This is a genomic window from Pseudomonas taiwanensis (assembly GCF_013393345.1).
GTDB classification, from domain to species: Bacteria; Pseudomonadota; Gammaproteobacteria; order Pseudomonadales; family Pseudomonadaceae; genus Metapseudomonas; species Metapseudomonas resinovorans_C.
On record NZ_QJRF01000077.1, the window covers coordinates 179,591 to 205,620 of the forward strand.

25 protein-coding genes and 1 pseudogene are annotated in these 26,030 nt (G+C 62.8%); 17 read left to right on the forward strand and 9 right to left on the reverse strand.

Annotated elements, in window-relative coordinates; all coding sequences use genetic code 11:
- Positions 1–64: 64 nt before the first annotated feature.
- The 3 genes and pseudogenes from DM872_RS29405 to DM872_RS31020 form a co-directional block, all read right to left on the reverse strand.
- A complete protein-coding gene (locus DM872_RS29405; RefSeq protein ID WP_179062683.1) occupies positions 65–1,255 on the reverse strand; it encodes an MFS transporter in 1,191 nt (396 codons plus the stop codon).
- A 77-nt stretch (positions 1,256–1,332) separates the two neighbouring features.
- A complete protein-coding gene (locus DM872_RS31015; protein WP_373273757.1) occupies positions 1,333–2,046 on the reverse strand; it encodes a methyl-accepting chemotaxis protein in 714 nt (237 codons plus the stop codon).
- 144 nt (positions 2,047–2,190) lie between these two features.
- Positions 2,191–3,360 (reverse strand): annotated as a pseudogene (locus tag DM872_RS31020) (methyl-accepting chemotaxis protein); the annotation flags it as partial.
- Between the two features lie 134 nt (positions 3,361–3,494).
- On the opposite strand from DM872_RS31020, the gene DM872_RS29415 reads away from it, so the two are divergent.
- The 4 genes from DM872_RS29415 to DM872_RS29430 all read left to right on the forward strand — a co-directional run bounded on the left by DM872_RS29415 (position 3,495) and on the right by DM872_RS29430 (position 8,243).
- Positions 3,495–4,682, forward strand: coding sequence for an acetyl-CoA C-acyltransferase family protein (locus DM872_RS29415; RefSeq protein ID WP_179062685.1), 1,188 nt, complete (start codon positions 3,495–3,497; stop codon positions 4,680–4,682).
- 173 nt (positions 4,683–4,855) lie between these two features.
- Positions 4,856–6,043, forward strand: coding sequence for an amidohydrolase family protein (locus DM872_RS29420; protein WP_179062686.1), 1,188 nt, complete (start codon positions 4,856–4,858; stop codon positions 6,041–6,043).
- Positions 6,044–6,073: 30 nt separating this feature from the next.
- Positions 6,074–7,360 carry an amidohydrolase family protein gene (locus tag DM872_RS29425; protein WP_179062687.1) on the forward strand — a complete coding sequence of 429 codons (1,287 nt, stop codon included), beginning with the start codon at positions 6,074–6,076 and terminating at the stop codon, positions 7,358–7,360.
- Between the two features lie 76 nt (positions 7,361–7,436).
- Positions 7,437–8,243, forward strand: coding sequence for a metal-dependent hydrolase (locus tag DM872_RS29430; protein WP_179062688.1), 807 nt, complete (start codon positions 7,437–7,439; stop codon positions 8,241–8,243).
- Positions 8,244–8,370: 127 nt separating this feature from the next.
- On the opposite strand, the gene DM872_RS29435 is transcribed toward DM872_RS29430, so the two are convergent.
- Positions 8,371–9,963 (reverse strand): MFS transporter, encoded by a 1,593-nt coding sequence (locus DM872_RS29435; RefSeq protein ID WP_179062689.1) that lies wholly within the window; start codon positions 9,961–9,963, stop codon positions 8,371–8,373.
- Positions 9,964–10,219: 256 nt separating this feature from the next.
- Here DM872_RS29435 and DM872_RS29440 point away from each other — a divergent pair, with 256 nt between their 5' ends.
- Genes DM872_RS29440 through DM872_RS29460 form a run of 5 tightly spaced genes read left to right on the forward strand, consistent with a single transcriptional unit; the run spans position 10,220 to position 14,784 of the window.
- Entirely contained in the window at positions 10,220–10,534 is a 315-nt protein-coding gene (locus DM872_RS29440; RefSeq protein WP_373273751.1) for a Zn-ribbon domain-containing OB-fold protein, read from the forward strand.
- Positions 10,535–10,543: 9 nt separating this feature from the next.
- Positions 10,544–11,323: an SDR family NAD(P)-dependent oxidoreductase gene (locus DM872_RS29445; RefSeq protein ID WP_179062691.1), complete on the forward strand. Its 780-nt coding sequence runs from the start codon at positions 10,544–10,546 to the stop codon at positions 11,321–11,323.
- Positions 11,320–12,561 (forward strand): CaiB/BaiF CoA transferase family protein, encoded by a 1,242-nt coding sequence (locus tag DM872_RS29450; protein ID WP_179062692.1) that lies wholly within the window; start codon positions 11,320–11,322, stop codon positions 12,559–12,561. The genes DM872_RS29445 and DM872_RS29450 overlap by 4 nt, the downstream gene beginning before the upstream one ends.
- 10 nt (positions 12,562–12,571) lie before the next feature.
- On the forward strand, positions 12,572–13,732 hold the full coding sequence (locus DM872_RS29455; RefSeq protein ID WP_179062693.1) for an acyl-CoA dehydrogenase family protein: 1,161 nt from the start codon (positions 12,572–12,574) through the stop codon (positions 13,730–13,732).
- A complete protein-coding gene (locus DM872_RS29460; protein ID WP_218649734.1) occupies positions 13,729–14,784 on the forward strand; it encodes an acyl-CoA dehydrogenase in 1,056 nt (351 codons plus the stop codon). Before DM872_RS29455 ends, DM872_RS29460 begins: the two co-directional genes overlap by 4 nt.
- 184 nt (positions 14,785–14,968) lie before the next feature.
- On the opposite strand, the gene folX is transcribed toward DM872_RS29460, so the two are convergent.
- From folX to DM872_RS29480, 4 genes are read right to left on the reverse strand one after another with little or no spacing between them, the layout of a single operon-like run.
- Positions 14,969–15,340 carry a dihydroneopterin triphosphate 2'-epimerase gene (gene folX / locus DM872_RS29465; RefSeq protein ID WP_179062694.1) on the reverse strand — a complete coding sequence of 124 codons (372 nt, stop codon included), beginning with the start codon at positions 15,338–15,340 and terminating at the stop codon, positions 14,969–14,971.
- Positions 15,341–15,342: 2 nt separating this feature from the next.
- The gene (folE, locus tag DM872_RS29470) at positions 15,343–15,900 is read right to left on the reverse strand and encodes a GTP cyclohydrolase I FolE (RefSeq protein WP_016492704.1); all 558 of its coding nucleotides are present in this window, start codon (positions 15,898–15,900) and stop codon (positions 15,343–15,345) included.
- A gap of 60 nt (positions 15,901–15,960) precedes the next feature.
- Positions 15,961–17,148, reverse strand: coding sequence for a thiolase C-terminal domain-containing protein (locus DM872_RS29475; RefSeq protein ID WP_179062695.1), 1,188 nt, complete (start codon positions 17,146–17,148; stop codon positions 15,961–15,963).
- 42 nt (positions 17,149–17,190) lie between these two features.
- On the reverse strand, positions 17,191–18,054 hold the full coding sequence (locus DM872_RS29480; RefSeq protein WP_179062696.1) for an SDR family NAD(P)-dependent oxidoreductase: 864 nt from the start codon (positions 18,052–18,054) through the stop codon (positions 17,191–17,193).
- Between the two features lie 237 nt (positions 18,055–18,291).
- Here DM872_RS29480 and DM872_RS29485 point away from each other — a divergent pair, with 237 nt between their 5' ends.
- From DM872_RS29485 to DM872_RS29495, 3 genes are all read left to right on the forward strand, one after another.
- Positions 18,292–19,161: a MaoC/PaaZ C-terminal domain-containing protein gene (locus tag DM872_RS29485; protein WP_179062697.1), complete on the forward strand. Its 870-nt coding sequence runs from the start codon at positions 18,292–18,294 to the stop codon at positions 19,159–19,161.
- Between the two features lie 20 nt (positions 19,162–19,181).
- Positions 19,182–19,982, forward strand: coding sequence for an enoyl-CoA hydratase (locus DM872_RS29490; protein ID WP_179062698.1), 801 nt, complete (start codon positions 19,182–19,184; stop codon positions 19,980–19,982).
- Positions 19,983–20,048: 66 nt separating this feature from the next.
- Positions 20,049–20,897, forward strand: coding sequence for a MaoC family dehydratase N-terminal domain-containing protein (locus DM872_RS29495; protein WP_179062699.1), 849 nt, complete (start codon positions 20,049–20,051; stop codon positions 20,895–20,897).
- A gap of 27 nt (positions 20,898–20,924) precedes the next feature.
- On the opposite strand, the gene DM872_RS29500 is transcribed toward DM872_RS29495, so the two are convergent.
- Positions 20,925–21,668: a TetR/AcrR family transcriptional regulator gene (locus DM872_RS29500; protein ID WP_179062700.1), complete on the reverse strand. Its 744-nt coding sequence runs from the start codon at positions 21,666–21,668 to the stop codon at positions 20,925–20,927.
- 331 nt (positions 21,669–21,999) lie between these two features.
- Here DM872_RS29500 and DM872_RS29505 point away from each other — a divergent pair, with 331 nt between their 5' ends.
- The 5 genes from DM872_RS29505 (at position 22,000) to DM872_RS29525 (ending at position 26,030) form a co-directional block, all read left to right on the forward strand.
- Positions 22,000–22,902, forward strand: coding sequence for an SDR family NAD(P)-dependent oxidoreductase (locus DM872_RS29505; protein ID WP_179062701.1), 903 nt, complete (start codon positions 22,000–22,002; stop codon positions 22,900–22,902).
- A gap of 31 nt (positions 22,903–22,933) precedes the next feature.
- Positions 22,934–23,410, forward strand: a complete 477-nt coding sequence (locus tag DM872_RS29510; protein WP_179062702.1) for a MaoC family dehydratase — start codon at positions 22,934–22,936, stop codon at positions 23,408–23,410.
- 44 nt (positions 23,411–23,454) lie between these two features.
- Positions 23,455–24,474 (forward strand): zinc-dependent alcohol dehydrogenase, encoded by a 1,020-nt coding sequence (locus tag DM872_RS29515; RefSeq protein ID WP_179062703.1) that lies wholly within the window; start codon positions 23,455–23,457, stop codon positions 24,472–24,474.
- Between the two features lie 100 nt (positions 24,475–24,574).
- Positions 24,575–24,742, forward strand: a complete 168-nt coding sequence (locus DM872_RS29520) for a rubredoxin (RefSeq protein ID WP_016492693.1) — start codon at positions 24,575–24,577, stop codon at positions 24,740–24,742.
- Positions 24,743–24,770: 28 nt separating this feature from the next.
- Entirely contained in the window at positions 24,771–26,030 is a 1,260-nt protein-coding gene (locus DM872_RS29525; RefSeq protein ID WP_179062704.1) for an NAD(P)/FAD-dependent oxidoreductase, read from the forward strand.

A 26,030-nucleotide genomic window follows, 5' to 3' on the forward strand; every position in this document is an offset into this window, starting at 1 on the left:
CGCACCAAGCCGGCAAAGCCATCCGTTATTCATGGATGGCTTGCCCCCTCCGCTTTTACCACCTTCAGTCCCGCACCGGCTTAGTCCCGGACGGCCAGAGTGCCGTGCCTGCCAGCAGTACCGCCAGTACCCAGAACGGTACTGTTGAGCCGATGCCGAGCAGCAGCGTCCCGGCCAATGGGCCGACCACGATGCCAAGCCCCTGCATTACCCCGATCGAACCCGCCGCTGCCCCCTGTTCGTGAGGCTCCACCGCATTCGTCGCCAGGGCCGCGAAGGCCGGGAACAACCAGCCCATGCCTAGGGCGGAAATAAAGAAGCTGACAGCAAGCAACATGGCCGAAGAAGTCAGAGCGGTCATGAAAAAACCTGCCGCCGCAACCAAGCCGCCGATGCGGATGAGCCGCTGCGCCGACCAGCCTAGGCGACGCACCAGCAATTGCGCCAGGATCATAGCGATACCGGTCAGCGTCAGCGCGAGGCTGGCGGCCCTGGCTGCGGAAACCGGCTCTAGGTGCAAGCGGTCAAGGGCATAGAAACCCGCGGTCATCTGCGCGGCACCTATGGCACTCACCACGACCAGACAGACCGTCATGGCCCGGCGCAAGCGAGGATCGGCCAAGCGCAGAGACACCTTGCTGCGGTGGCGCGGGTGCTCATGACGCGGCAAGGTGTACCACAGGGCAAAAAAGCCGATTACAGGCAGCAACGCGGTGACATAAAGCGGCAAGGTCAGGTTGGATTGCGCCAGCAGGCCAGCCAGGGCCGGGCCAGCCACCATGCCGAAGGCGCCGGAGGCGCCCAGAGCCGCCAATGCTCCGGCCCGTTCGGCCGGGGCGTAGTGATCGGCGATCAGGGCCTGGGCCGTGGTAGGGATCGCAGAATAGAAAGCACCGACCGCGCCCCGGGTGAGCACCAGCCCGATGAATGCCAGTAACGCCGGAGGCAGCAGGCGCAGCGACAGAACGATGACCGCGCACATGCTCCAGTACGCCAAAATCACGCCTGCTGCGCCCAGCAGCAGGGTATGCCGGCGTCCGTGGCGGTCGGCCATCGCGCCCCAGAACCGGGCCAGCAGCATCCACAGGATGCCACCCAGGGTGACGGCAAAGCCCGCCTGCCAGGGTTGCAGGCCGAGCAGGCGCGAGATCGGACCGGCCAGGGAGACGAACGAGACCACGGCCATGGTGCAGGCCATGTTGGCGAACAGCAAGGGTGGCAGGGACAGTGCAGCGGGAGCCGAAGTTTCGCTCATCAGTTGGATCCTGTTTTGGGCTTCTGCGTCCGCCACATCACAGACAAGCCGAGGGCGCGGAGGCGTCACGTGAGTCATCAGATGCGGAAAGTTCCGATCACCTGTTGAAGATTCCCCACTTGTCCGAGCAATTCCTCACTGGCTTGCTCGGCACGGGCTGCGTCCTTGGCAGTTCGTTCGCCCACCTGACTGATCCCCACCAGGTTCTTGTCGATGTCCTGGGACACCGCAGTCTGCTGCTCGGCCGCCGCAGCGATCTGCTGGCTCTGGTCGACAATGGTGCCGATGGCGCCAAGGATGTTGTCCAGCGCCGCCTCCACATGGTCGGCCTGACTGGCGGTTGCCCCGGCCATCTGGTGGCTCTCGCCCATGGCCTTGACCGTTGCACCAACCCGGTTACGCAGGTTGACGATCATCTGCTCGATCTCGGTGGTGGACTGCTGAGTGCGCTGGGCGAGAGTACGCACTTCGTCCGCCACCACCGCGAATCCACGCCCCTGCTCTCCCGCTCGCGCCGCCTCGATAGCGGCATTGAGTGCCAGCAGATTGGTCTGTTCGGCGATGCTCTTGATCACGTCCAGCACCTGGCCTATGGCATTGCTGTCGGCAGCCAGCTGATTGATGACCAACATCGACTTGTCGATCTCCCCCGCCAAGGCCTGGATGTTCTCTACCTGACGACGAACCATGCCACGCCCGCGCACAGTCTCGTCATTGGCGCTGCGGGCACAGTCAGCAGCGGCCACGGCGCTACGTGCCACTTCCTGGGCCGTGGCGGACAGTTGGTTCATGGCCGCAGCAACCTGTTCGAGCTGGCCACGTTGCTCAGCCACGGCTCGAGAGCTGGCGGCCGAGACTGACTGCACCAACTCGGTCTGCTGACCGACCTGCAGGGCAACACCACTGACTCGGCGGATTAGGTCCTGGATCTGCCCCACAGTGCCGTTGAAGATCGTTCCCAAGTCAGCCAATTCGTCGCGGCTGTCGCCATGGAAGCTTGCCGTCATGTCACCGGCCGCCACCTTGTGCATGACCCTCCCCAACTGGCCGAGAACGCCACGAGTAGAGAGGTAGAAGGCACTATAGAGGTAGAGGATCAGCAAGAAGATCGCCGCCAAAGTTGCCAGCAGCAATGTCATTTGCCGACGGGCCTCGGCGACGCGCGCCTCGAGCTCTTCGCCAAGGACATTTAGCGCAATTACACCTAGGCGCTGACTGGCCTGGCTGAACCCGGCCATTTGGTCGAAGAAGGATGTCCACGGCGTCTTCAGTTCTGCGGCATTCAGGACTTGCTCATCCACCAGCATACGGGCGCCGGTCAGGCCATTGAGACTCTCACCTACCGCGTGAGCGAGATCCTGGTAGCCCTTGGCGCTCGCCAACAAATCCTCGGTCTTGAGTCCGTACTCACCACCCAGCTGCCCCAGTTCGACCACCAAGTTGTCGAGCAGAATGGTGTCGTTGGAACTGAGGAAGCCCTGGCCTAGCGCCGCCGCGCCCTGCGCACGGGCACTGTTCAGAAGTTGCATCGCCTTTGGTGCGGTGATGCTGACCAACTCGGCCACCTGGCGCACAAGTGGCTGCGGATCCTGGCTGAGACCGACCTGAGCTACCAGGTAGATCAGGAACAGCTCGCAACGCTTGGCCAGCTGACCTGCGAGCTCCATTTTAGGAGCACCGCCATCAGCCCCGGCCAAACGCTGCAACCCTTCCCGCAGCTCATCTCGCTTCTGCCCGAACATGCCCGCCTGCTCGAGATCTGCGCCGCTCCATTCAAGTCGTTGCGCCAGTTCCACCGCACGAGCCTCGGCCGCACGAATGCGTTGATCGATATCACTGTTCTTGTTCACCTGGCTGACCCGCACTCGAATCAGGGTGAGGTCCTTCAGCTGGTCCAGTTGGTACTGCAGTTCGAGAGCCTGCTCCACCAGCGGCAGGCTACCCAGCAAGGCGCTGGCGTCGCTCCACTGGCGCTGGGCATCACGCACCAGGTAGTAGTTGGTGCCCAACAAAGGCACGAAGAACAGGGCGCTGATCAGGCTGAACTTCATGGCGAAGCTCAGACGATTCATCAGCAGTATCCCGGGATTCAACACAACCTTCATCACGATGCCCTCATTGTTCTTGTTCAAGTGGCGTGGGTTGCAAGCCTCGGCGCTGGCAATGCCAACGGCGAATGCGAAATAATAACTGACTAGTAGTTATCTTTACAGCATGACGCCAAGCATGAGGAACGAAGATGAGCGAGCATGAAGTGGTAATCGTCAGCGGGGTTCGCACTGCGATCGGGGATTTCGGCGGCAGCCTGAAAGACCTACCGCCAACGGAACTGGGCGCCCTGGTGACAGAGGAAGCCCTGCGTCGAGCCGGCGTATCTGGCGAAGAAGTAGACCATGTGGTGTTCGGCAACGTGATCCACAGCGAAGCCCGGGACATGTACCTCAGCCGGGTAGTGGCCATGCAGGCTGGAATCGGCCATCAGGTTCCTGCCCTGACGCTGAACCGCCTGTGCGGTTCGGGCCTGCAGGCGATCATTAGCGCTGCTCAGGGCATCCTCCTTGGCGACAGCAAGGTCGCTGTGGCCGGCGGCGCGGAGAATATGAGCCGCGCACCCTACTCCAGCGCTACCAATCGATTTGGAGCGCGCATGGGTGATGTAAAGCTGACCGACATGCTTACCGGCGCGCTCACCGACCCTTTCCACAATGTTCACATGGGAATCACCGCGGAGAATGTCGGCAAAGCCCACAGCATCTCCCGCGAGGAGCAGGACGCCCTGGCACTGGAGTCCCATCGTCGAGCAGCCCTTGCCATTGAGCAGGGTCACTTCCGCGAGCAGATCCTGCCGATCACCCTGAAAGCCCGAAAAGGTACGGTGCAGTTCGACACCGACGAGCACGTGCGCCGCGATGCTTCGCCGGACGACTTCACCAAGTTGAAACCTGTATTTGATCGTCAGTTCGGCAGCGTCACTGCTGGCAACGCTTCCGGACTGAACGATGGTGCCGCCGCGCTCGTGCTGATGGAGCGCGCCACCGCCGAGCGCCGAGGCATCAAGCCGTTGGCTCGCATCCTCTCGTATGGCCATGCCGGGGTGGACCCGTTGCAGATGGGCATCGGCCCGGTGCCGGCCTCGCGCCAGGCACTGGAACGCGCTGGCCTCAGCATTGCCGACCTTGACCTGATCGAAGCAAACGAAGCCTTCGCCGCCCAGGCATGTGCCGTCACCCGCGAACTGGGCCTGGACCCAACCAGGGTCAATCCCAATGGCTCGGGCATCTCCCTTGGCCACCCGATAGGCGCCACCGGCGCCATCATCGCCATCAAGGCCATCTACGAGTTGCAACGCACTGGCGGACGCTACGCCCTGGTAACCATGTGCATCGGCGGCGGCCAGGGCATTGCCGTGGTACTCGAACGCCTCTGAAGGCTTCCCTCCGGATCAGAGAACCGGCCCTTGTGGCCGGTTCTTCTTTTTCGGCTCACAAACAAATAACTGACAGATATTCATTTATTGATCTAAATCAAGAGCCGCGAGAATCCGTCGGAATGTAATGGCTGCGGGCCTTCGACCCAACCACAACAACCGAGGATCAGCGCGTGAGCACTATCGACTACCCGATCTACGACTGCGACCAGCATTACTACGAAACACCGGACGCCTTCCTGCGCCACCTGCCCAAGCAGTTCCGCAACGACTTCCAGTACGTACAGATCAACGGCCGCACCAAACTGGCGGTGGGCGGCGTGATCTCCGACTACATCCCCAACCCGACCTTCGAGTATGTCGCCGATATCGGTTCCCACGAGGGCTGGTACCGCGGCAACAACCCCAAGGGACTATCCCTGCGCGAGTACGGCGGCGCCCCGATTCCCTCTCGCCCCGCTTTTCACAACGGTGCCGAGCACCTAAAAGTGATGGACCAGGAGGGCATCCACGCGGCCATCATTCTGCCGACTCTGGCCTCGGTCATCGAGGAACGCCTGGAGCACAAGCCGGAAGCCATCCAAGCGCTGTTCCACTCGCTCAACCAGTGGGTCGCCGAGGAATACGGTTTCGGCAACGGCCGCCAGTTCCCGGCTGGCGCCATCAACCTGTCTGACTGCGAAACCGCCTGCAAGGAACTGGACTTCTTGCTCGCCGCCGGCGCCCGCTGCGTGCTGATCCGCCCCGCTCCGGTGGCCGGTATCCGTGGCAGCCGCTCCCACGGTTTCAAGGAGTTCGACCCATTCTGGGCGCGCATCAACGAGTCGAAGATCTTCGTCATCCACCACGTCTCCGACTCCGGCTACAACCGCATCTACCGCTGGTGGACCGCCGGTGGCCAGGGCGAATTCCGCCCGTTCGAAAAGGATCCGTTCAACGAGATGCTCGACTGGATGGGCCGGCCGATCGCCGACTCGCTGTCGGCACTGGTCTGCCATGGCGTGTTCGACCGCTTCCCCGACGTACGCGTGGCGGTGCTAGAGAATGGCTCGGCGTGGCTGGAGCCGCTGCTCAAGCGCTTCGAGCACGTCTATTCGAAGATGCCCAAATCGTTCAAGCGCGACCCGGTGGAGAGCTTCCGCGAACACGTGTTCCTGGCGCCCTTCTACGAGGACCCGGTGGACAAGGTAATCGAACTGCTCGGCGCCGATCGCGTGCTATTCGGCAGCGACTGGCCGCACCCGGAGGGCCTCAAGCGCCCGCTGGACTTCTTCAAGGACATCGCGAACCTGTCCGACGCCGATACCAAGAAGATCATGCACAGCAACCTCAAGGGCCTGCTCGAAGGCGCCCGCGACTGAGTCCAGCGACAACAACAAGAGGGTACGACCATGGACATGAACGATCTCATTCTGATCAGCGTCGATGATCACGTCATCGAACCGCCGAACCTGTTCGACAAGCACCTGCCGGCCAAGTACAGGGATGTCGCGCCGCGCCTGGTGACCGACGACAAAGGCGCCGATACCTGGGTCTACGACGGCCAGGTGATCCCTAACTTCGGCCTCAACGCCGTGGTCGGCCGCCCGCCGGAAGAGTACGGCATGGAACCGACCGCCTACAGCCAGATCCGCCGTGGCACTTTCGACGTGGCCAAGCGCGTGGAGGACATGAACGCCGATGGTGTGCTGGCCTCGATTTGCTTCCCGACCTTCCCGCACTTCGCCGGTAACCGGCTGATCGCCTCCAGCGACAAGCAGGCCGCTCTGGCCATCGTGCAAGCCTACAACGACTGGCATATCGACGAGTGGTGCGCCGCCGCCCCTGGCCGCTTCATCCCGCTGGCGATCCTTCCGTTGTGGGACGTTCAGGCCTGCGTGGCCGAGCTCAAGCGCGTGGCGGCCAAGGGCTGCCGCACCGTGACCTTCCCGGATAACCCAGCGGCCGTCGGCCTGCCGAGCATCCACCTGGGCTACTGGGACCCGCTGTGGCAGGCGGCCGTCGAGGAGCGCATCGTCATCAGCAGCCACATCGGCTCCGGCAATCAGGCGCCGCACTCGTCGATGGACTCGCCGATCGACGCCTGGATCGTGACCATGCCCATGGCCATCTCCGGGGCCGCTGCCGACTGGCTGTTCTCGCCGGTGTTCAAGAAGTTCCCCGATCTGCGGCTGTCGCTGGCCGAGGGTGGAATCGGCTGGATTCCCTACCTATTGGAACGCGCCGATTTCGTCTACAAGCACCACCATGCCTGGACCAACGCCGACTTCGGCGAGTTGCTACCCAGCGAACTGTTCAAGCGCAATGTGCTGACCTGCTTCATCGACGACCAGTTCGGCCTGCACAGCACCGACTTCCTGAACATGGACATGGTTGCCTGGGAGTGCGACTACCCGCATTCGGACTGCGTCTGGCCGAATTCGCCGGAAACCGTCTGGGGGGCAATCAAGCACCTGCCCAAGGAGATGATCGACAAGACCACCCACCTCAACGCGATGCGCGAGTTCCGCTTCGACCCGTTCGCCATCCTCGGCCGCGAGAACTGCACCGTGGGTGCCCTGCGCGCCCAGGCCAGGCACGTCAACGTGACGCCGGTTCGCGGCATGGGCGGACACAACCCGTCGAACCGCCATGGCCACCCGGTCACCTCCGGTGAAGTGGTCAAGCTATTCGCCTGACCGCCCCGGCCTGGGCGCTAGCCATGCGTCCAGGCCGTTTGCCTTTGCTCCCGAAAACCATCCGCAAGGAGATTCCATGCGCGTTCGCAGCCCCACAATCGATTTCGCCAACGTGCGCCCCGACTGGGCGCCGAACCGCGAGTTCGCCCAGTACTACAACGCCGCATCCACCGTACCCGCCCACATCGAACCCTTCCTGGTAAAGGTGATGATGCGCGCCCGCGACGAACTGGCTTCTCGGCCTGGCCAGCAGCGCCTGCTGGAGGAGGTGGACATCTTCATCAAACAGGAGGTGCAGCACTGCAAGCGCCACCTAGCCTTCAACCAGCGCCTGTACGACAGCGGCTACGCCGGCATATGCAAGCTGGAGGCCCCCTACGAGGCCGACTATCGGCGCTGGCTGAAAGACAAGCCGCTACGTTTCCTCCTGGCCTACTCCGAAGGCTTCGAGGCCATGGGCTCGTCCAGTGCCGAAGTGTTTTTCACCGACCTGGACGATTACCTGGAAGGTGCCGATGAAAGCGCTGTGACCCTGTGGAAATGGCACCTAGCCGAGGAATTCGAGCACCGCAGCGTCTGCTACGACGTGTACAAGGCACTCTACGGACACGGCCTGCGCGGCTACCTGTACCGCCTGTATGGCTTCATCTACGCGATTGCCCACATCGGCCGGCACGTCAAACGGATCAATGCCTACCTGCTCGAGCAGGACCGCTGCAACCTATCGGAGGCAGACCACGCCGCCTCGGTCGAGCGCGAGCGAGTGGTCAAGCGGCACCTCGCCAGGGCCAGTCTGCCCCGCCTGCTCAAGGTGTTCTCGCCACTCTACGACCCGGCCCTCAAGAAGGCTCCTGCAGGTATGGCGCGGTATCTGAACCTCTGAGGCGGACTTGCTCAGGCTGCTTTTGCTTCCATCGCCTCATAGCCCAGATGAAATCCGGAGAGCAGGGCCAGTTTGCCCTCCGGCATTCGTCGAAACCACGAGCTTCCCTTTTCTCGCGCCTATATGTTCAGGAATCGCTGCGCGGCAAGGGCTCGCTGAGGTAATGGGAAACCCGAGGAGCCTCACTGCCCACGTGCAGCGCGCGAACGCTCTCCTCCGCCTCCCGGTCAGCCAGTGTGGCGCGGGTTTGCTGCCGCAGGTAGTCCGACCAGGAGTCCACCATGAAGCGTTCCATGTACCAGGCCGGACGCTCCAGCTCGCGGTAGACGCGCCAGAAACTTGCGCCGTCTCGACGACGGTTGAGGCCCATCGCATGGATACGGCGGAGGAACTCCGTGCGTTCTTCAAGACGGATCTGGTAGGCGATCTGAACGGTCACCGGGCCGTCCTGAGGTTGCAGCTCGGCGAAGGAAAAGGCCGGCATCTCGTGGCTGGAAGGCGTCACCTCGGCCTCATCTCCCAAGCGAGCACGATAGCGGCGCATGACCAGCAGTGACACCACCACCATCAGGGACGCCACAAGCAGCGCATCGGGGGTGCCGATCCGAGTTGCCACTGCCCCCCAGGCGGCTCCGCCTATGGCCAGGGAGCCCTGGAACACAAGCATGTAGATGGCCACGGAGCGAGCACGGATCCAGGGCGGAACAGTGGACTGGATCGCCACCAGGTTAATCGTGCCGACACACAGCCAACCGATCCCGGCGAAGAAGAGCGCCACGCACTGAACCATCGTACTCGGCACCTCGGCCACCACGAGCATTCCCAGCGCATAGACAAGGCTGGCGATCAACACCATGCGGTTGATTTCCAGATGTGCCCGCAACATAGGCAGAACCAAGGCCCCGCACATGGTGCCGACACCAATACTGCCCAACAGCAGGCCGTAGCTCCCTGCACCGCCGGACTCGCTGGCAACTACCGGCAGCAATGCCCAGAGCCCACTCCCCGCGCCGACGAAGGCAATAGTGCGCAGGCACTGGGTGCGTACCACCTCCGAGTAACGCGCATAGCGCAGAGCACCACGCAATCCGGCCCAGAGGGTCTCCGCGGGCATCGAGGCATCTTCGGAAGGGCGGCGCATGCATGCCACCACCAGCACCGAGCACGCCAGCAACAATGTGCAGATGATGAACACGCTGACGATGCCTGAAGCCGCCATCACCCCGCCGGCCAACGCGGGCCCCACCGCCCTGGCAGAGCTGTAGGAGACCGAGGACAGCGCCAGGGCCGAGGCCATGAAGGCCCGCGGCACCGCTTCAGCCTGAGTGGTGTACCAGGCCGGTCCCTGCAGAGCGAAGCCGATACCGAAGGCGAAGGTCAGCGCCAGCAGCGACCAGGGGCCGATCATCCCGGTGATGCAGAAACCCACCAGCGTCAACGCCGCCAGCAGCATCCCGGCATGGGTCAGCAGCAGATAGCGACGCCGATCGAAGATATCCGCGAAGACTCCACCCGGGAGGCCAAAGAAGAAGGACGGCAGGCTGATGGCGGTCTGCACCAGCGCCACCAGCATCGGCGAGCTGCTCAGGGACACCATCAGCCAGGCCGCGCCGACGTTCTGCATCCAGATCGCCAGGTTCATCGCCAAGGCACCCAGCCATAGCCAGCGAAAGGCAGGAAAGCGCAAGGGCGCCCAGAGGGAGTTCGAGCTGTCGGTCATCAGGTTTTCCGTATCTGCGAAAGCGGCCTCGGCTTGACTCGCCGTTTGAATGCCCGCATATTCAAAACTAACTGATCGCCAGTTTTTACCTAAAGCAATGCCTAGTCAACAAGGGCATAAAGGGCGAGCAGAAGAATCAATGACAACCAGACAGTTTTAATCCGGCGCCCCAGCTCCAGGCGCCCATCAGGGATTGCACACCATGGCCCTATGCCCCGATCTCGATTTCCAAGGGTTCCTCAAGCAGGGGCGATTCATGCTCCAGCGCAGCCGATCCAGTCAGCGTCACTTTTTCTATCCGCGAGTACTGGAACCCGGAACCGGAGCCACTGACCTTGAATGGGTGGAGGCCTCGGGCCTGGGCACGGTCTATGCGGTCACCGTGGTGCGCCCCAAGCCTCCGACCGAGCCGTACACCGTCGCCCTGGTCGACCTGGATGAAGGCCCGCGCCTGATGTCCCGGGTCGAGGGTCTTCCTGCCGAGCAGGTAAGCATCGGCATGCGGGTCAAGGCGCGCATCAGCGCCGAGCCCGAACAGTTCTTCGTCGTTTTCGACCCCCACAGCAACTAGGCGAACATCATGGCCAACAAGAATCCGATGTCCCTCCAGGGACGCACCATCATCATCACCGGCGCCGGGCAAGGCATCGGCCTGGGCATCGCCCGCCTGGCCATCGAGCTGGGCGGCAATGTGGCGGCGGTGGACCTCAATGCCGAAGCACTGCAAGCAGCGGCCGATGATCTGGGCGAGCACTACCTGCCGCTGGCCGGCAGTGTGGCCGACGCCGATTTCGTTCAGGGTGCCGTAGAGCAGGCCATCGCCCGATTCGGAGCGGTCCACGGCCTGGTCAACAATGCCGGTATCGGCCGCCCGGCGATGATCGAGAAAATGACCCTGGAGCAATGGCAACTGGTGCTGGATGTGCACCTCACCGGCTCCTTCCTCTTCACCCAGGCCGTCGGCCGCCACCTGCTGGAACGCAGCAAAGCGGGCGACAAAGCTCCCGGCTCCATCGTTTTCATCTCCTCCGACGCCGGACGCCGGGGCAGCCTGGGACAGATCAACTACTCGGCAGCCAAATCCGGGATGTTCGGCATGGCCATGACCGCCGCCCGCGAATGGGCCAAGTACGGCGTCCGCGCCAACGCCGTGTGCTTCGGCATGGTGGAAACCGCCATGACCGAGAAGGTGCGCAACGATCCGCGCTTCCTCGACACCTACCTGCAGCAGATCGCCCTGGGCCGTTTTGCTTCTCCTGAAGAAGTATCGGTACCGGTCTGCTTCCTGCTCTCCGAGGGCGCTTCCTACATCACCGGCCAGGTCCTTTCGGTCAATGGCGGGTACACCATCGCGGTATGACCATGAACGACATCTCCCCTGAAGTACTCGGCGGTATCCGCATTCTCGACATGACCCGAGTGATCGCCGGCCCCTACGCCGGGCAGATCCTCGCCGACCTTGGCGCCGAGGTAATCAAAGTCGAGCGCCAAGGCGAAGGCGACGACATCCGCCGCATCGGCCCGCCCTGGATCAAGGGCACCGAGAACCAGCCGCACCAGGAATCCACCTACAGCCAGGCGGCCAACCGCAACAAGCGCTCCATCACGGTGGACTTTGCCCAGCCTGAAGGGGCCGAGTTGATCCGACAGCTGGTGGCCAACTGCGATGTTCTGCTGGAGAACTATCGCACCGGCACCCTGGCCAAGTACGGCCTGGGTTACGAGGACCTGCGCAAGATCAACCCGCGCCTGATCTACTGTTCCATCACCGGCTTCGGCCAGACCGGCCCCTACGCCAACCGCTCGGGCTACGACTACCTGATCCAGGCCATGGCCGGGGTGATGTCGGTCACCGGCCACCGCGAAGGCGAGTCAGGTGACGGGCCGATGCGTGTGGGCATTCCGGTGGCGGACATCTGCGCCGGCCTCTATGCTGCCATCGGCGTGCTCGGCGCGCTGAATCACCGCAACAGCAGCGGCGAAGGCCAGCATATCGACGTGTCGCTGTTCGACGCCCAGGTCGCCACCCTGCTCAACACCTTTTCCGCCTGGTTCAACGGTGGGAAGGAACTGGGCAGGACCGGCAACGATCACCCTAGTGCCTCGCCCTATGGGGTCTACCCAGTGGATGACGGCTTCATCCTGGTGGCCACATTCAACGATCGCGAGTTTGTCCGTCTGGCCAAGGCGGTAGGCCGCGAGGACTGGATCGAAGACCCGCGCTTTGCAAAGAACGGCGCCCGAGTGGCCAACCGCCGCGAACTTTCACAGCAACTCACGGAGGCGCTGCGGGGACGAACCAAGGCCGAGTGGATCGAGCACCTGAACGCCAACACCGTGTCCTGCGGCCCGATCAACGGCATGCAGGATCTTGAGCTGGATCCCCATGTGATCGATCGGGAAATGATCATTGCCCAGGAGCATCCGCTGAACGGCACCGTTCGCTCGGCAGCAAGCCCGATGCGCTTCTCCGCCACCCCCGTGCGCTACAAGCTGGCACCACCGGCCATTGGCGAACACACCGACGCAGTCCTGGGCGAATGGTTGGGCCTCTCGGCCGAGCACATCGCCAAACTGCGCCAGCGCAACGTCATTTGAGGGACCTGCCGTGACATCCGCATTCAGTTTCAAGCCCCTGCAACTGCCCTCCTCCCTCGAACCCTTGCGCCAGGAAGCCCGTAACTTCCTGACCGAAGCAGCGAAGGACTGGTCCGGTTGGAAGGTCGGCCATTCCTGGACTGGCTTCGACCGCGATTTCAGCCGCGAAGTCGGCAAACGTGGCTGGATCGGCATGACTTGGCCGAAAGCCTATGGCGGCCATGAGCGTTCCGGCCTGGAGCGCTATGTGGTGGTGGAAGAGATGCTCGCAGTGGGCGCCCCCCTGGGCGCCCACTGGTTCGGCGATCGCCAGAGCGGTCCGTTGTTACTGCGCCTGGGTACCGAGGCTCAACGCCAGCGTTTTCTGCCACTGATCGCACGAGGCGAGGCTTCATTCTGCATCGGTCTCAGCGAGCCGGACTCGGGTTCCGACCTGGCTTCCCTGCGCTCCCGCGCCACGCGCGTGGAGGGCGGCTGGCGTCTGAATGGCCGCAAAGTGTGGACCACCAATGCGCACCTCTGCGACTTCATGATCGGTCTGTTCCGCAGTGGCGGCCAGGCCGACGCCGAGAAGCACAAGGGCCTGTCGCAGTTCCTCATCGACATGAGCGCTTCCGGCATCGAAGTCCGACCGATTCACGACCTGACAGGCGAGGCCCATTTCAACGAAGTGACCTTCGATAACGTCTTCGTTCCCGACGATATGCTGGTCGGCCGCGAGGGCGATGGCTGGGCGCAGGCCAGTGGTGAACTGGCCTTCGAGCGCAGCCAGCCGGACCGCTACATGAGTTCATTCCCCCTGCTACCACTGACCATCGATGCGCTGCGCCATGCAGGCACCGACGACCGTCTCGCCTCCCGACGGCTGGGCGAAGCAGTCGCCGAGTTGGCTGTGCTGCGGGAAATGTCCCTTTCTATAGTCGGACAATTGCAGGAAGGCCATTCTCCCGCCAAGGAAGCCGCGCTGGTCAAAGACCTCGGCAACCTCCATGAGCAGCGGATGCCGGACCTGGTCCGCGAGCTGCTGGACTGCCCGTCCAGCATCGCCGCCGACGACCGACTCAGCGAACTCCAGGCATTCCTGGTGCAGAACGTGCCCTCCTTCTCCCTGCGCGGCGGCACCCGGGAAATCCTGCGCGGCATCATCGCCAAGGGGCTAGGACTGAAATGAGTAACAGCGAAATGAACATCAGCGAAATGCTCGCCGAGCAGGTCCAGCGCCTGTTCAGCGACAGGATCGACCGCGATACCTGGGTGCATGCCGAAGACGGCCAACTGGACAGCGACCTCTGGCAGGAAATCGAAGCCATGGGCATCACCCTCGCCCTCAGCGACGAAAACGCCGGCGGTGCCGGGCTCAACTGGGCCGAGAGCGAACCGGTGCTGCGCCTCTGTGGCGTTCACGCCGTTCCCGTGCCGGTAGGCGAAACCACCATCGCTGCCTGGGCGCTCGCCCGCGCAGGGCTGGATGTTCCTGAAGGCGTACTGGCGGTCTCCGGCGAAATCTTCCGCTTGGATGCCCAGGGCAGACTGCAAGGCCACGACGCCCAACTGAGCTGGCTGCCCGTGGCCGGTCATGTGCTGGTTGCAGCCCTCCGCGACGAAGTCATGCACCTCTGCCTGGTACGCGCCGACGCCGGTCGCCAGCAGGCCATCGACACGCTCGACCGCCTGCCCTGCGCCAGCTTGCAGTTGGAAGGCACCATCCCGCTGCAAACCGCCGAAGCACCGTTCCTCGACGAGCTGGGCCTGCGCCCGCACCTCGCGGCGCTGCGCAGCATGCAAATGGCCGGGGCCCTGGCCAGAGTGCTGGACCTCTGCGTGGAATACGCCAATACCCGCGTGCAGTTCGGCAAACCTATCGGCAAGTTCCAGGCGATCCAGCAGATGGTCGCCGAGCTCGCTTCCCAGGCCGCCGCCGCCCAGGTCGCAGGCCTCTATGCCGCACGCCAGGTGGATGCCGGCAATGCCAGCTACGGAGCCGCCGTGGCCAAGAGTCTGGTAGGCCGGGCCGCCACCCGTGCGGCGGCCATCGCTCACCAGGTGTTCGGCGCCATTGGCGTGACCGACGAACACAGCCTGCACTACTACACCCGTCGTCTCTGGCAATGGAGGGCCGAAGCCGGCAGCGAGCATTGGTGGTCGGAGCGAATTGGTCGGCAGGTACTGGCGAATGATGGCGCCCACCTGTGGCAACGACTGACCACGTCCATCGACGCTTGAAACGAGAGCCCCCTCTTCCCTTGGGAGAGAGGGGGCGGTACGCGTAACTGAATCGTTGGGGGAGGTTGGTGCGGGCTGCGCGGATCTGAGCCTGCGGCGAAGCCCGACAATCCCTGGCTCCGAGCCTGGAGATGTCGGACTTCGCAGAGCGCCTCCCGACCCGACTTACAGGATTCCTGGGTGATCAGCGCTCACAGGCCAGGGTGATCGAAACCGATTCGGCGAAGCGCAGTGCATGCAGCTTGTCCACTTCCACTTCGGCATACCGCACACGCGGTTCGCTCATCACCAGATCGAGTATTTCCTGGGTCAGGCGCTCCAGCAATGCAAAGCGATTTTCCTCGACGTGGCGGATGATCGCCTTGGTGATCGTGCGATAGTTCAACGCCTGCTCGATCTCGGTGCCCTGCACCGCTTCACTCGCCAGGTAGTGGATGCACAGGTTGATCAGCACATCCTGTCGGTTGAGGATTTCCTCTTCCTTGATGCCGATATAGGTGCGCAGGCGCAAATCCTTGACGCGGATGCGGGCCATACCGGGTTGAAGGCCGGGCATACCTACTTCCGCCCTATCAACTGAAGGAACTCGGAACGGGTGTTCTGCGACTCGCGGAAAGCACCGAGCATCACCGACGTGCTCATCACCGAGTTCTGCTTCTCCACACCGCGCATCATCATGCACATGTGCTGAGCCTCGATCACCACGGCGACGCCGGCGGCGCCGGTGACCTGCTGGATCGCCTCAGCGATCTGGCGGGTAAGGTTCTCCTGGATCTGCAGGCGCCGCGCATACATGTCGACGATGCGCGCCACCTTGGACAGGCCCAGCACCTTCCCGGTGGGAATGTAGGCCACGTGGGCCTTGCCGATGAAGGGCAGCAGGTGATGTTCGCAAAGGGAATAGAGTTCGATTTCCCGGACGATCACCATCTCGTCGTTGTCCGACTCGAACAACGCGCCATTGACGATCTCAGCCAGGGTCTTCTGGTATCCGTTGCAGAGGAATTGCATCGCCTTGGCAGCGCGCTTGGGAGTATCGAGCAGGCCTTCGCGGGCAGGGTTCTCGCCTACGCCGAGCAGGATTTCCCGGTAATGCTGGGTCATGGGTTCGCTCATCTGCGCCTCTCCCATTGATTACGTTGAACAGGCGCCCAGCCACCACTGGGCGCCTCGAACTCAGATGCGCTTGAGGATGGTGACCACCCCGGCGCCTCCCAGCCCGATGTTGTGCTGTAGCGCGATGCGGGCGTTCTCCACCTGGCGATCGCCGGCTTGACCGCGCAAGTGCCAGGTCAATTCGGTGATCTGTGCCAGACCGGTAGCGCCCAGGGGATGTCCCTTGGACAGCAGGCCGCCGGATGGGTTGGTGACCACGCGGCCACCGTAGGTGTTCTGCCCGTCGATGACGAACCTTTCCGCACCGCCCTCCTCGCACAACCCGAGCGCTTCGTAGGTGATGACCTCGTTTGGCGAGAAGCAGTCGTGCAACTCAACCACATCAATATCACTCGCACCCACGCCAGCTTGTTCGAATGCCTGGGCTGCAGCACGACGGGTCATGCCGGCGCCGACAACGTCCAGCATGCTGCCGGATTCGAAACTGTCAGAGGTATCGGTTGCCAGACCCATGCCGGCAATCTCCACGCAGCTGCCCAGGCCGTGCTTGCGCGCGTAAGCCTCGGAAACCACCACCACAGCAGCTGCGCCACAAGTTGGTGGGCAGCACATGAGGCGAGTGACCGGTCCGAATATCTGCGGCGAGGTCATGACCTGCTCCAGGGTCAGTGGCTCGGTAAACAGCGCATAAGGGTTGCGCAAGGCATGGCTGCGAGCCTTGACCGAGACGCGCCCGAACAACTCGGCTGAAACGTTGTACTTCTCCAGGTATTCGGCACCAGCACCGCCGAAGTACTGTGGGCCGCTGGGGGCGTTGTCGTCCCAGCCGCGAATCTTGCGCACCGCCTCGTCGATCTTCACCGTGATCGGTGTGCGCAGCGCGGCGTCACCGGTGGACATGGCCCCCGGGTTCATCTGCTCGAAGCCTACTGCCAGAGCAACATCGACCACACCACTGGCCACGGCCTGGCGCGCCAGGAACAACGCAGAAGAACCGCTGGCACAGGCGTTATTGACGTTGATCACAGGAATACCGGTGATTCCCACGCGGTACAGCGCGGTTTGCCCGGAGCAGGTATCACCGGCGACAAAGCCGGCATAGGCCTGCTGTACTTCGGAGTAGGCAATGCCTGCGTCCTTCAGCGCCAGGGCAGCAGCATCGCCCCCCATCACGTCGTACATCTCGCTCTTGCCGGGTTTGGTGAACTTGACCATCCCCACACCGGCAACCAGTACCTTGTTACTCATGTTGAACTCCCTGGGGCCGCTCGCCCCGCATCTGTGGGGCGGTTACTTGGCGAAGTCCATGATGGTCAGCGCTGCCTCGGGGCGGAAAACCTTGTCCTCGGCTGCGGCCAGGCTGCGGGCGTCGAATGCCGCGTCCTTGCCACCGCCGGGAATGCCCTCGGCGGACAGCAGCTTCAGCTCACGCACACTCTGGCCGGAGGCGAACAGACAGTGGCCGGTGCGTTGGCCGGACAGCTCGCTGACCATGTAAAGCACCACCTGGGCAACATGCTCGGGCGCCATCTGGGCCTTGGTAGCCTCGTCCATCAACGGTGCAGTCAGGGCGGAAACGGCCGCCGGAGCGAGGGTCCAGACGCGGACACCGAATTTGGCGCCCTCGATGGCCAGCACATTGGAGAAGCCCCAAGCGCCACACTTGGAAGCGGCATAGTTGCTCTGACCGAAGTTGCCGACCAGGCCGGATGTGGACGAGGTGTTGACGATCACCCCACCACCGTTTTCTTTCATCCAGGCAAATACAGGCTGGGTGACGGCGTACATGCTCTTCAGGTTGACCTTGATAACCGCATCCCAGTCCCCTTCCTCCAGTTTGAGGAAAGACTTGTCGCGCAGGATGCCGGCGTTGTTGATCAGGATGTCGGCACGACCGAACTCACCAAGGGCGGTTGCCAGTAGCGACTGCCCGCCTTCCGCCGTAGAGATGTCCTGGGTGTGCGCCACGGCGCGACCGCCGGCCTCGCGCACAGCGGCGACCACAGCCTCAGCGGTGTAGCTGCCGTTCTCGTCACGCCCCAGGTCGTTGACCACCACCGCCGCGCCCTCGGCGGCCAGGAGTTGTGCGTACGTGGCGCCCAGGCCACGCCCGGCACCGGTAATGATCGCGACCTTTCCTTCCAGTAGAGCCATTGTCTGTCTCCGAAATGTTCTTGTTTGGGTGGGCTCCGGCCCATGCCCGGAAGCTCCCGCCCCTCGGCGCGGGAGAGTTTTCATCGCAAAGCAACTGAAATGCCATCAGAAAAGGCAGAACAATCGCCCGCCCTTAATGCCTCACACAGGCATACTACATCATGTAACTGACTGTTTGACAGTTTTCAAGCGAAGCGCAATGCTAGAGACAAGAACCGGCCTACCGAGGAATACGACGTGCCTCTCGACTACCACCGCATCAAGAACTGGCCCATTACCGACGGCCGGCAGAGCTACAGCACTCGCGACACCATCCTCTACGCCCTTGGCGTAGGGGCGGCCACCAGCAACCCATTGCCGGCCGGCGACCTGCAGTACGTCTATGAGAAAGGTCTGAAGGCACTACCCACCATGGCCACCATCATGGCCAGCGGCGAGTTCTGGCTGGCCAACCCGGAAACCGGCATCGACCTGACGAAAGTGCTGCATGGCGAGCAGTTCCTGCGCATCCACAAGCCACTGCCGGCCAAGGGCACACTGATCGGGCGCGACAGCGTGGACGAGATCTACGACAAGGGCGCCGACAAGGGTGCCGTGATGTACATGTCACGGCGCATCTACGACGCAGAGACAGAGGAACTTCTGGCCACCTCCACCTGGTCCACCTTCATGCGTGGAAATGGCGGCTTCGGCGGTACCGCCGAGGGCCAGCCCAAGCCTCATTCGTTGCCGGATGACCGCCCCTTCGACCTCAGCATCGAGCTGTCCAGCCGCCCGGAACAGGCCACCATCTATCGCCTGTCGGGAGACCTGAACCCGCTGCACATCGACCCCGCCTTTGCTGCCAAGGCCGGTTTCGACAAGCCGATCCTCCACGGCATGAGCAGTTACGGCATGGCCGGCCGCGCCATCGTCCGCCTGCTCTGCAACGATGATCCGCACCGCCTGCGTGCACTCAACCTGCGCTTCGCCTCGCCCATGTATCCAGGGGAAACCCTGAAGGTCGAGGTCTGGCATGAAGGTCCCGGCAAGGCCAGCTTCCGCGCGCGAGTGGTAGAGCGCGATCTGATCATTCTCAACAATGGCTACGCGGAATTCGCTGCCTAGCCGCAACGAGGAATAACAAGATGGAATACTCGGACATCAGCTACGAAGTGATCGGCGCCGTCGCGCGCATCTGCCACAACCGTCCCGGCCAGGCCAACGCCGAATCGGAGAACCTGCTGGCCGAGCTGGATGACGCACTGGACCGCGCCAAGCGCGACGATGCCATTCGCGTGATCATTATCGGCGCCAAAGGCAAGCACTTCTCTGCCGGCCATGACCTGATGGATGGCATGGAAAAGCGCGGCAACTTCTCCCCCGAACAACACTGGCTTTGGGAAAGCGAGCACTACCTGGGTAACGCCCTGCGCATCTGGGACTTCCCCAAGCCCACCATTGCCCAGGTGCAGGGCGCCTGCATTGCCGGCGGCTTCATGGTGGCCAACATGTGCGACATGGTGGTCGCCGCCGACGACGCCTTCTTCAGCGATCCGGTAGGCCACAGCCTGGCCGCCGCCTCGGTTGAAGCCCTGGTACATCCCTGGGTAATGGGACTGCGCAAAGCCAAGGAATTCCTCTTCACCGGCCAGAGGATCGGCGCTGCCGAAGCCAAGGAATGGGGCATGGTCAACCACGTGGTGCCCCGCGCCGAGATGGAGGACTTCACGCTGGAGCTGGCCAACCGCATCGCCGCGGCGCCCCCCATCGGCATCCGCATGCTCAAGCGCTCGCTGAATCGCTCGGCAGACATCATGGGCTTCCGCAATTCGCTGATGGCGCACTTCGATACCCACATCCTCAGCACGTCCACCAAGGAGCACTTCGAAGTCGCAGCCGCCGGTATGCGTGCCTCGATGGAAGCCGCCAAGAAAGCCCAGTCCTGACCGCACCTGGGCGAAAGCGCCATGCTTTCGCCCCACCCTTTCCTTCACGCCCTTCCGGAGTTCCAGGTGTCCCTCGACTACCAAAAGCTTATCGACTGGCCCTTCCCCGCCGTGACCCGACGCTACGGCCAGGAAGACTGCATCCGCTTCGCCCGTGGTTTCGGCGCTGGCGCTTCGACGGACTGGGTCGAAACCGACCGTCCCTACCTTGAGCCCGGCAAAGGGTTACGGGTACTGCCGATGTCCGCCGTGGCCCTGGCCGACGGCGAGTTCTGGCAGATGGATCCACGCACCGGCATAGCCTGGCAGCAGATCGTTCATGCCCAGGAAACCCTGCGATTGCATCGCCCACTGAGCAGCGAAGGCGAGCTGGTAGTCACCCAGAAGATCGATGAGATATTTGATCGTGGCGCCGACAAAGGCGCCGTCATGCTGCAGACACTGACGCTCAGCGAGCCTGCAGGCGAGGCCGTCGCCAGCATCGAGGTCACTACCGTCCTGCGCGGCAATGGTGGGTTCGGCGGCAAGCCACAAGATACACCGCGCCCCACTCCGCTACCGGAACGGGCCGCTGACCTGGTACTGGAGATTCCTACGCCACCGGAGCCAGACACGCTGTTCCGCCTCTCGGCGGATATCGCCATTGCGGCTCAAACCCAGGGCAAACCCCAGGCGATGATCCGCGGTGTCGGCTGTTTCGGCCTCGCAGGCCGCGGTGCGCTACGAATGGTTTGCGACAATGACGCCGCGCGCCTGCGTAGCCTGTCGGTGCGCTACGCCGGCCCGATGTACAGCGGTGAAACCATGCGCATCGAGCTTTGGCGGATGGAGCCCGGCCTCGCCCTGTTCCGCATGCATGCGGTGGAGCGCGACAAGCCGGTACTCAGTCACGGCGTCATCGAGTTCGAGGCCTGAAAAAGCGCCCCCGACAGGAAAGCAGCCTCAGCCCTCGGCGGCCACTTCCGGCGCCGGGGCGACGGCCTTCGCCTTGGTAGCGCGCGGCTTGCGTGCACGGGGGGCGGGAGCAGCTTCAGCAGTGGTTTCCTCCGGCATGCCGGAGCGCAGGGTCTGCACCACGATGCGCGCAATGGCAGCGTTCACCCGTTTGGAACCCAGACCACGCTCCATCACCACCGGGTCCGTGGCCGCCAGCCGTTCCATGGCGGCCTGCAGAACGGTCGCTTCGGCGTAGGCGTCGCTCTTCTTGCGACTGCCCTCGGCCGGGTTGACCGTGAGGATCAGCTTGGCGAAGCGTTCGATGAACGGGATATAGGTGTTCATTCGCAGCTCTTCGAAGCGCGGGTCGCCACGATCAGCTTCGAGGTTACGGTAGCGCAGCACTTCACGATGGCGGCTCCAGACCCCGTTCAGCGCCTCGATCAGGCGCAGCGCCTCTTCCTCGAACCGCTCAGGAGCCCAGGGTTCCTCCAGCAGCCGCGAGACTTTGGCCATGTCTTCGCCGGCTTCCAGAGCCAGCGAATAGAGCACGTCCTGCACGTCGTCGAAGTACATGTAGAAGCTGGCGGAGGAAGTGCCCGCGGCCTTCGCGATGGCCACAGCGGTGATGTCCACCAAGGCGTGGGTGAAAAGCAGGCGCCGAGTGGCCGCCATCAGACGCTGACGGGTTTCCTGGCCTTTGCGGCCCAACACCTGCCCCTGCTTGTTCATGCTGACTTCAAATGCCATGGCATGGTCCCTTTGACTCGAAATTCAAGATTGGCGCGCCCGCCCCGGCACTGATGTGCCCAGGGCCCTTTGGCCTTACCGGCTGTTGCTGGGCGCAAACGCCCCAATAATAAACAAAATGACAGCTCTCAGTCGAACCTATAGAAAGCCACCGCACATTTCAATAGCCCGAAAGCTACTGGCCCCAAGGACTTTACGTCATCGACGAGTATCGATATTAGTCCGAACGGACTAGACATAACTGACACATTTACAGTTATTATAGATGCACGAGCCAAACGCGCAGGCCTGAGCCAGCGCCAGGAACCCAGAAGCCAATTCAGGAGGCGACATGCCGAACATGGTTGCAGACAAAGTCGTGGTCATCACCGGGGCCGGTAGCGGCATTGGTCGAGAGTTCGCCCTGGCCTTCGCCGCCCAGGGCGCGCGCGTCGTGGTCAATGACCTGGGTCGTACCGAGGCTGGGGGCAGTGCCGCGGAAGCGGTAGTCGCGGAGATTCGCGCAGCAGGAGGCGAAGCCGCGGCCAGCGTCGACAGCGTCGCCGAATGGGATTCCGCCCAGCACATCGTGCAGACCGCGCTGGACAACTTCGGCCGGGTGGATTGCGTGATCAACAACGCCGGCATCGTCCGTGACCGCTTCTTCTTCAACATGAGCCTCGAAGAATGGCAAGCGGTGATCAACGTCCACCTCAACGGTTCCTTCTATGTCGCCCGCGCTGCGGCCCCGCACTTCAAGGCCCAGGCCAGCGGCGCTTACGTCCATATGACCTCCACCAGCGGGCTGATTGGCAACCCCGGTCAGGCCAACTACTCGGCGGCCAAGCTGGGATTGGTGGGCCTGTCGAAGACCATCGCTCTCGACATGGCGCGCTACAACGTGCGCTCCAACTGCATTGCGCCCTTCGCCTGGACAGCCATGACCGCCTCGGTGCCCACCGACACGCCGGACGCCGCCGCACGCATGGAGAAGCTGAAGACCATGGAACCCCGCAAGATCGCCCCGCTGGCGGTGTACCTGGCCAGTGATGCGGGTGCCGGAGTATCCGGGCAGATCTTCGGCGTGCGTGCCAACGAGATCTACCTCTACTCCCAGTCGCGCGTGATCCGTTCGGTGCACCGCAGTGATGGCTGGACCCCGGAAAGCATCGCCGAGCACGCCATCCCCGCGATGAAGAATTCCTTCTACGAGAACATCCCCTCGCCCCAGCTCACCACCTGGGACCCGATCTGACAGCCCCTGACAGAACAACAAGGAACGCAGCATGAGCGAGATCGAAACCATCGGAACCGGTTTTACCTGGGACGAACTGCCAGTTGGCCGCAAGTTCAAGACCTACGGGCGCACCATCACCGAGACGGACATCGTCAACTTCATTTCCGCCACCGGCATGTTGGAGGTGCTTTTCACCAACAAGGAGTTCCTCCGCGACGCTGGCTTCGACGGCCGCCTAGTACCCGGCGGCCAGGTGTTCTGCATGGCCGAAGGCCTGCTGTTCCAGACCGCGTTGCAGGGCGTGGGCGTGGCCTTCCTGAACATGGAGCTGGACATCAAGGGCCCCACCTTTGCAGGCGACACCATCCATGTAGAGGTGGAGGTAATCGAATCCCGTCCGAGTAAAGGCAAGCCAGGCATGGGTCTGGTGCGCACCCGCAACCAGGTGGTCAAGCAGGACGGCAGCGTGGTCATGGTCTACACCCCGCTGCGCCTGGTGAAAGGCCGCGAAAACCTGCACGCCTGAACTATTCCCAGTTGTAGTGCAGCCGCCCATAGCCGGAGATGAAGATGAAGCAAGTGCGTTTGTACGGTCCACAGGATCTGCGTATCGACGAGGTGCCGATGCCGCAGGCCGGCCCACGGGATGTGGTGGTGAAGGTCGCTGTGTTCGGTATTTGCGGCAGCGATATCGGCTTCGCCAGGAATGGCTATATCGGCCGTCCGGGTCCGCAACCAATGCCCCTCGGGCATGAGCTGGCAGGCACCGTACATCAGGTTGGCGAGGCCGTGCAGGGCGTTGCGGTCGGCCAGCGCGTGGTGGTCCATCCGATGAAGGGAAGTAATCGCATCGGTACCGGCGACCCTGACCATGGGGGTTTCGCCGAGTTCCTGCTGGTGCGCGACGCAGTGCCTGGAGAATCGATCTTCCCGATTCCCGACGCGCTGGCGTTTGAGCGCGCGGTACTGACCGAACCTGTCGCAGTCGGTGTCCACGGTCTGAATCTTTGCCAGGCCGGACCAGCCGACCGGGTGGTGCTGTTCGGTGCCGGCCCCATCGGCCTTGGCGTTGTTGCGGCCCTCAGGCACCGAGGAGTTGAACGAATCGCGGTCGTCGACATCATCGACGAGCGACTGGAGCGTGCCCGCCAGCTAGGCGCCGAGCGCTGCATAAATCCGACCCGGGAAGACCTGGCTACGGCACTGCAAACAACTTTTGGCACTGTTCCCGGCAAGCTTTCGGCGCAGCCGTTGGTGGATTGCTCCTTGTACATCGACTGCGCCGGCCAGAGTGCAATGCTCCAGCAGGCGGTCGCCATGGCCAAGGACATGGCGCGCATCCTGGTATTGGCCACCCATAAGCAGCCGGTGGAGCTGGATATGGTCCAGGTCATGGTGAAGGAACTCGCCATACGTGGCTCCCTGTCCTACCCCGACGAATTCCCTGAGGTCCTTGCGATGCTGGGTGATGAGCGACTGACACTCGAAGGGATGCATAGCCATTCCTTCGAATTCGACCGTTTCGCCGAGGCCTTCGCCATGGCACAAGACCCTCACCAGTCCGCCAAGGTGCTGGTGCAAGTGAGCTGAAGGTATAGACCATCCTCGATCCGCATGACCGATCGAGGACTACCTCCAATAACCAACGAACAACGCGCCGTTAACGGCACAACCTGAGCCTGGAGTGGATATGAAGAAGTGGCAATGCTTTTTCTGCAGTTTCATTTATGACGAATCCCTTGGTCTGCCTGACGAAGGCATTGCGCCGGGCACACCCTGGGAAGACGTGCCGGATGACTGGATCTGCCCGGAGTGCGGCGCCACCAAAGAAGACTTCGCCATGCTCGAAATCGCCTGACTGCGTCTGACGCTCCTGGAGAATCGCCATGACAGTCCCAACCCAAGCATGCGCAGTGATAGTCGGCGGCGGCCACGCCGGCAGCGAGGCGGCCGTCTCGTTGCGGCAGAACGGCTTCGACGGACGCATCCTGATCATCAGTGATGAGCCTGGCCTTCCCTATCAGCGTCCACCGCTGTCCAAGGCCTTCCTTGCAGGCACCCTCGGTGCCGAGGCGCTGCCGATCCGCCCAGCGGCCACCTACGAGAAGTCCGGCATCGAAATCCTCAACGGCACTTCCGTCAGCGGCGTGGACCTGGAAGGTCACTCGGTGCAGCTTGCCGACGGCAGCAGCCTTACCTGGACCCACTTGGTCCTGGCTACTGGCAGTCGGGCGAGAAGGCTCCAGGTCGCAGGGCTCGGCGAACGCCAACCGGATAACCTGCACTATCTGCGCAGCCAGGCAGATGCCGAACGCTTGCGAGACCAGTTGGTAGAAGGCCAGCGCCTGGTGATTGTCGGCGGTGGTTATATCGGTCTGGAAGTCGCGGCGGCAGCTCAGAAAGCCGGGTTGAAGGTCACTGTGCTGGAAGCCCAGCCACGAGTTCTGGCACGTGTCACAGCTCCTGAAGTATCGAGCTTCTACGAGCAGGTGCACCGCGCTGCTGGTGTCGAACTGTGCTTGAACGCCCAACTGGAGCAGGTCTGCCTGGATGTCACGGGGCAGACGGTAGAAGCACTGGTCACTACCGATGGCACGCGCATTCCGGTTGATCTCATGCTGGTGGGTGTGGGCGCCATCGCCAATACCGAGCTGGCCGAGCAGGCTGGCCTGGCGGTGGAGAATGGCATTCTGGTGGACGAGTTCTCCCGCACCAGCACCGCCGACGTCTACGCGATCGGCGATTGCAGCAATTACCCCAGCGCGCTCTACGGCTGCCGTATGCGCCTGGAGTCCATACCCAACGCCATCGAGCAGGCGCGGGCAGCGGCTTCGTCCATTACCGGCAAACAGGCACCCTACAGCTCGCTCCCCTGGTTCTGGTCGGACCAGTACGACCTCAAGCTGCAAATTGCAGGTATCAATCAAGGCTATGACGAGGTGGTACTACGCGGCTCCAAGGCACTGCGCTCTTTCGCCGCCTTCTACCTGAGCAAGGGGCGACTGATCGCCGCCGATTGCATCAATCGTCAGCAAGAGTTCATGGCCATCAAGAAGCTGGTTCAGGCAGGCTTTTCTGGTGACGTCGAACTGTTGGTCGACGAGTCGGTCAGTCTCAAAGACCTGGCCGCGAGCCTTCCGGCCTGA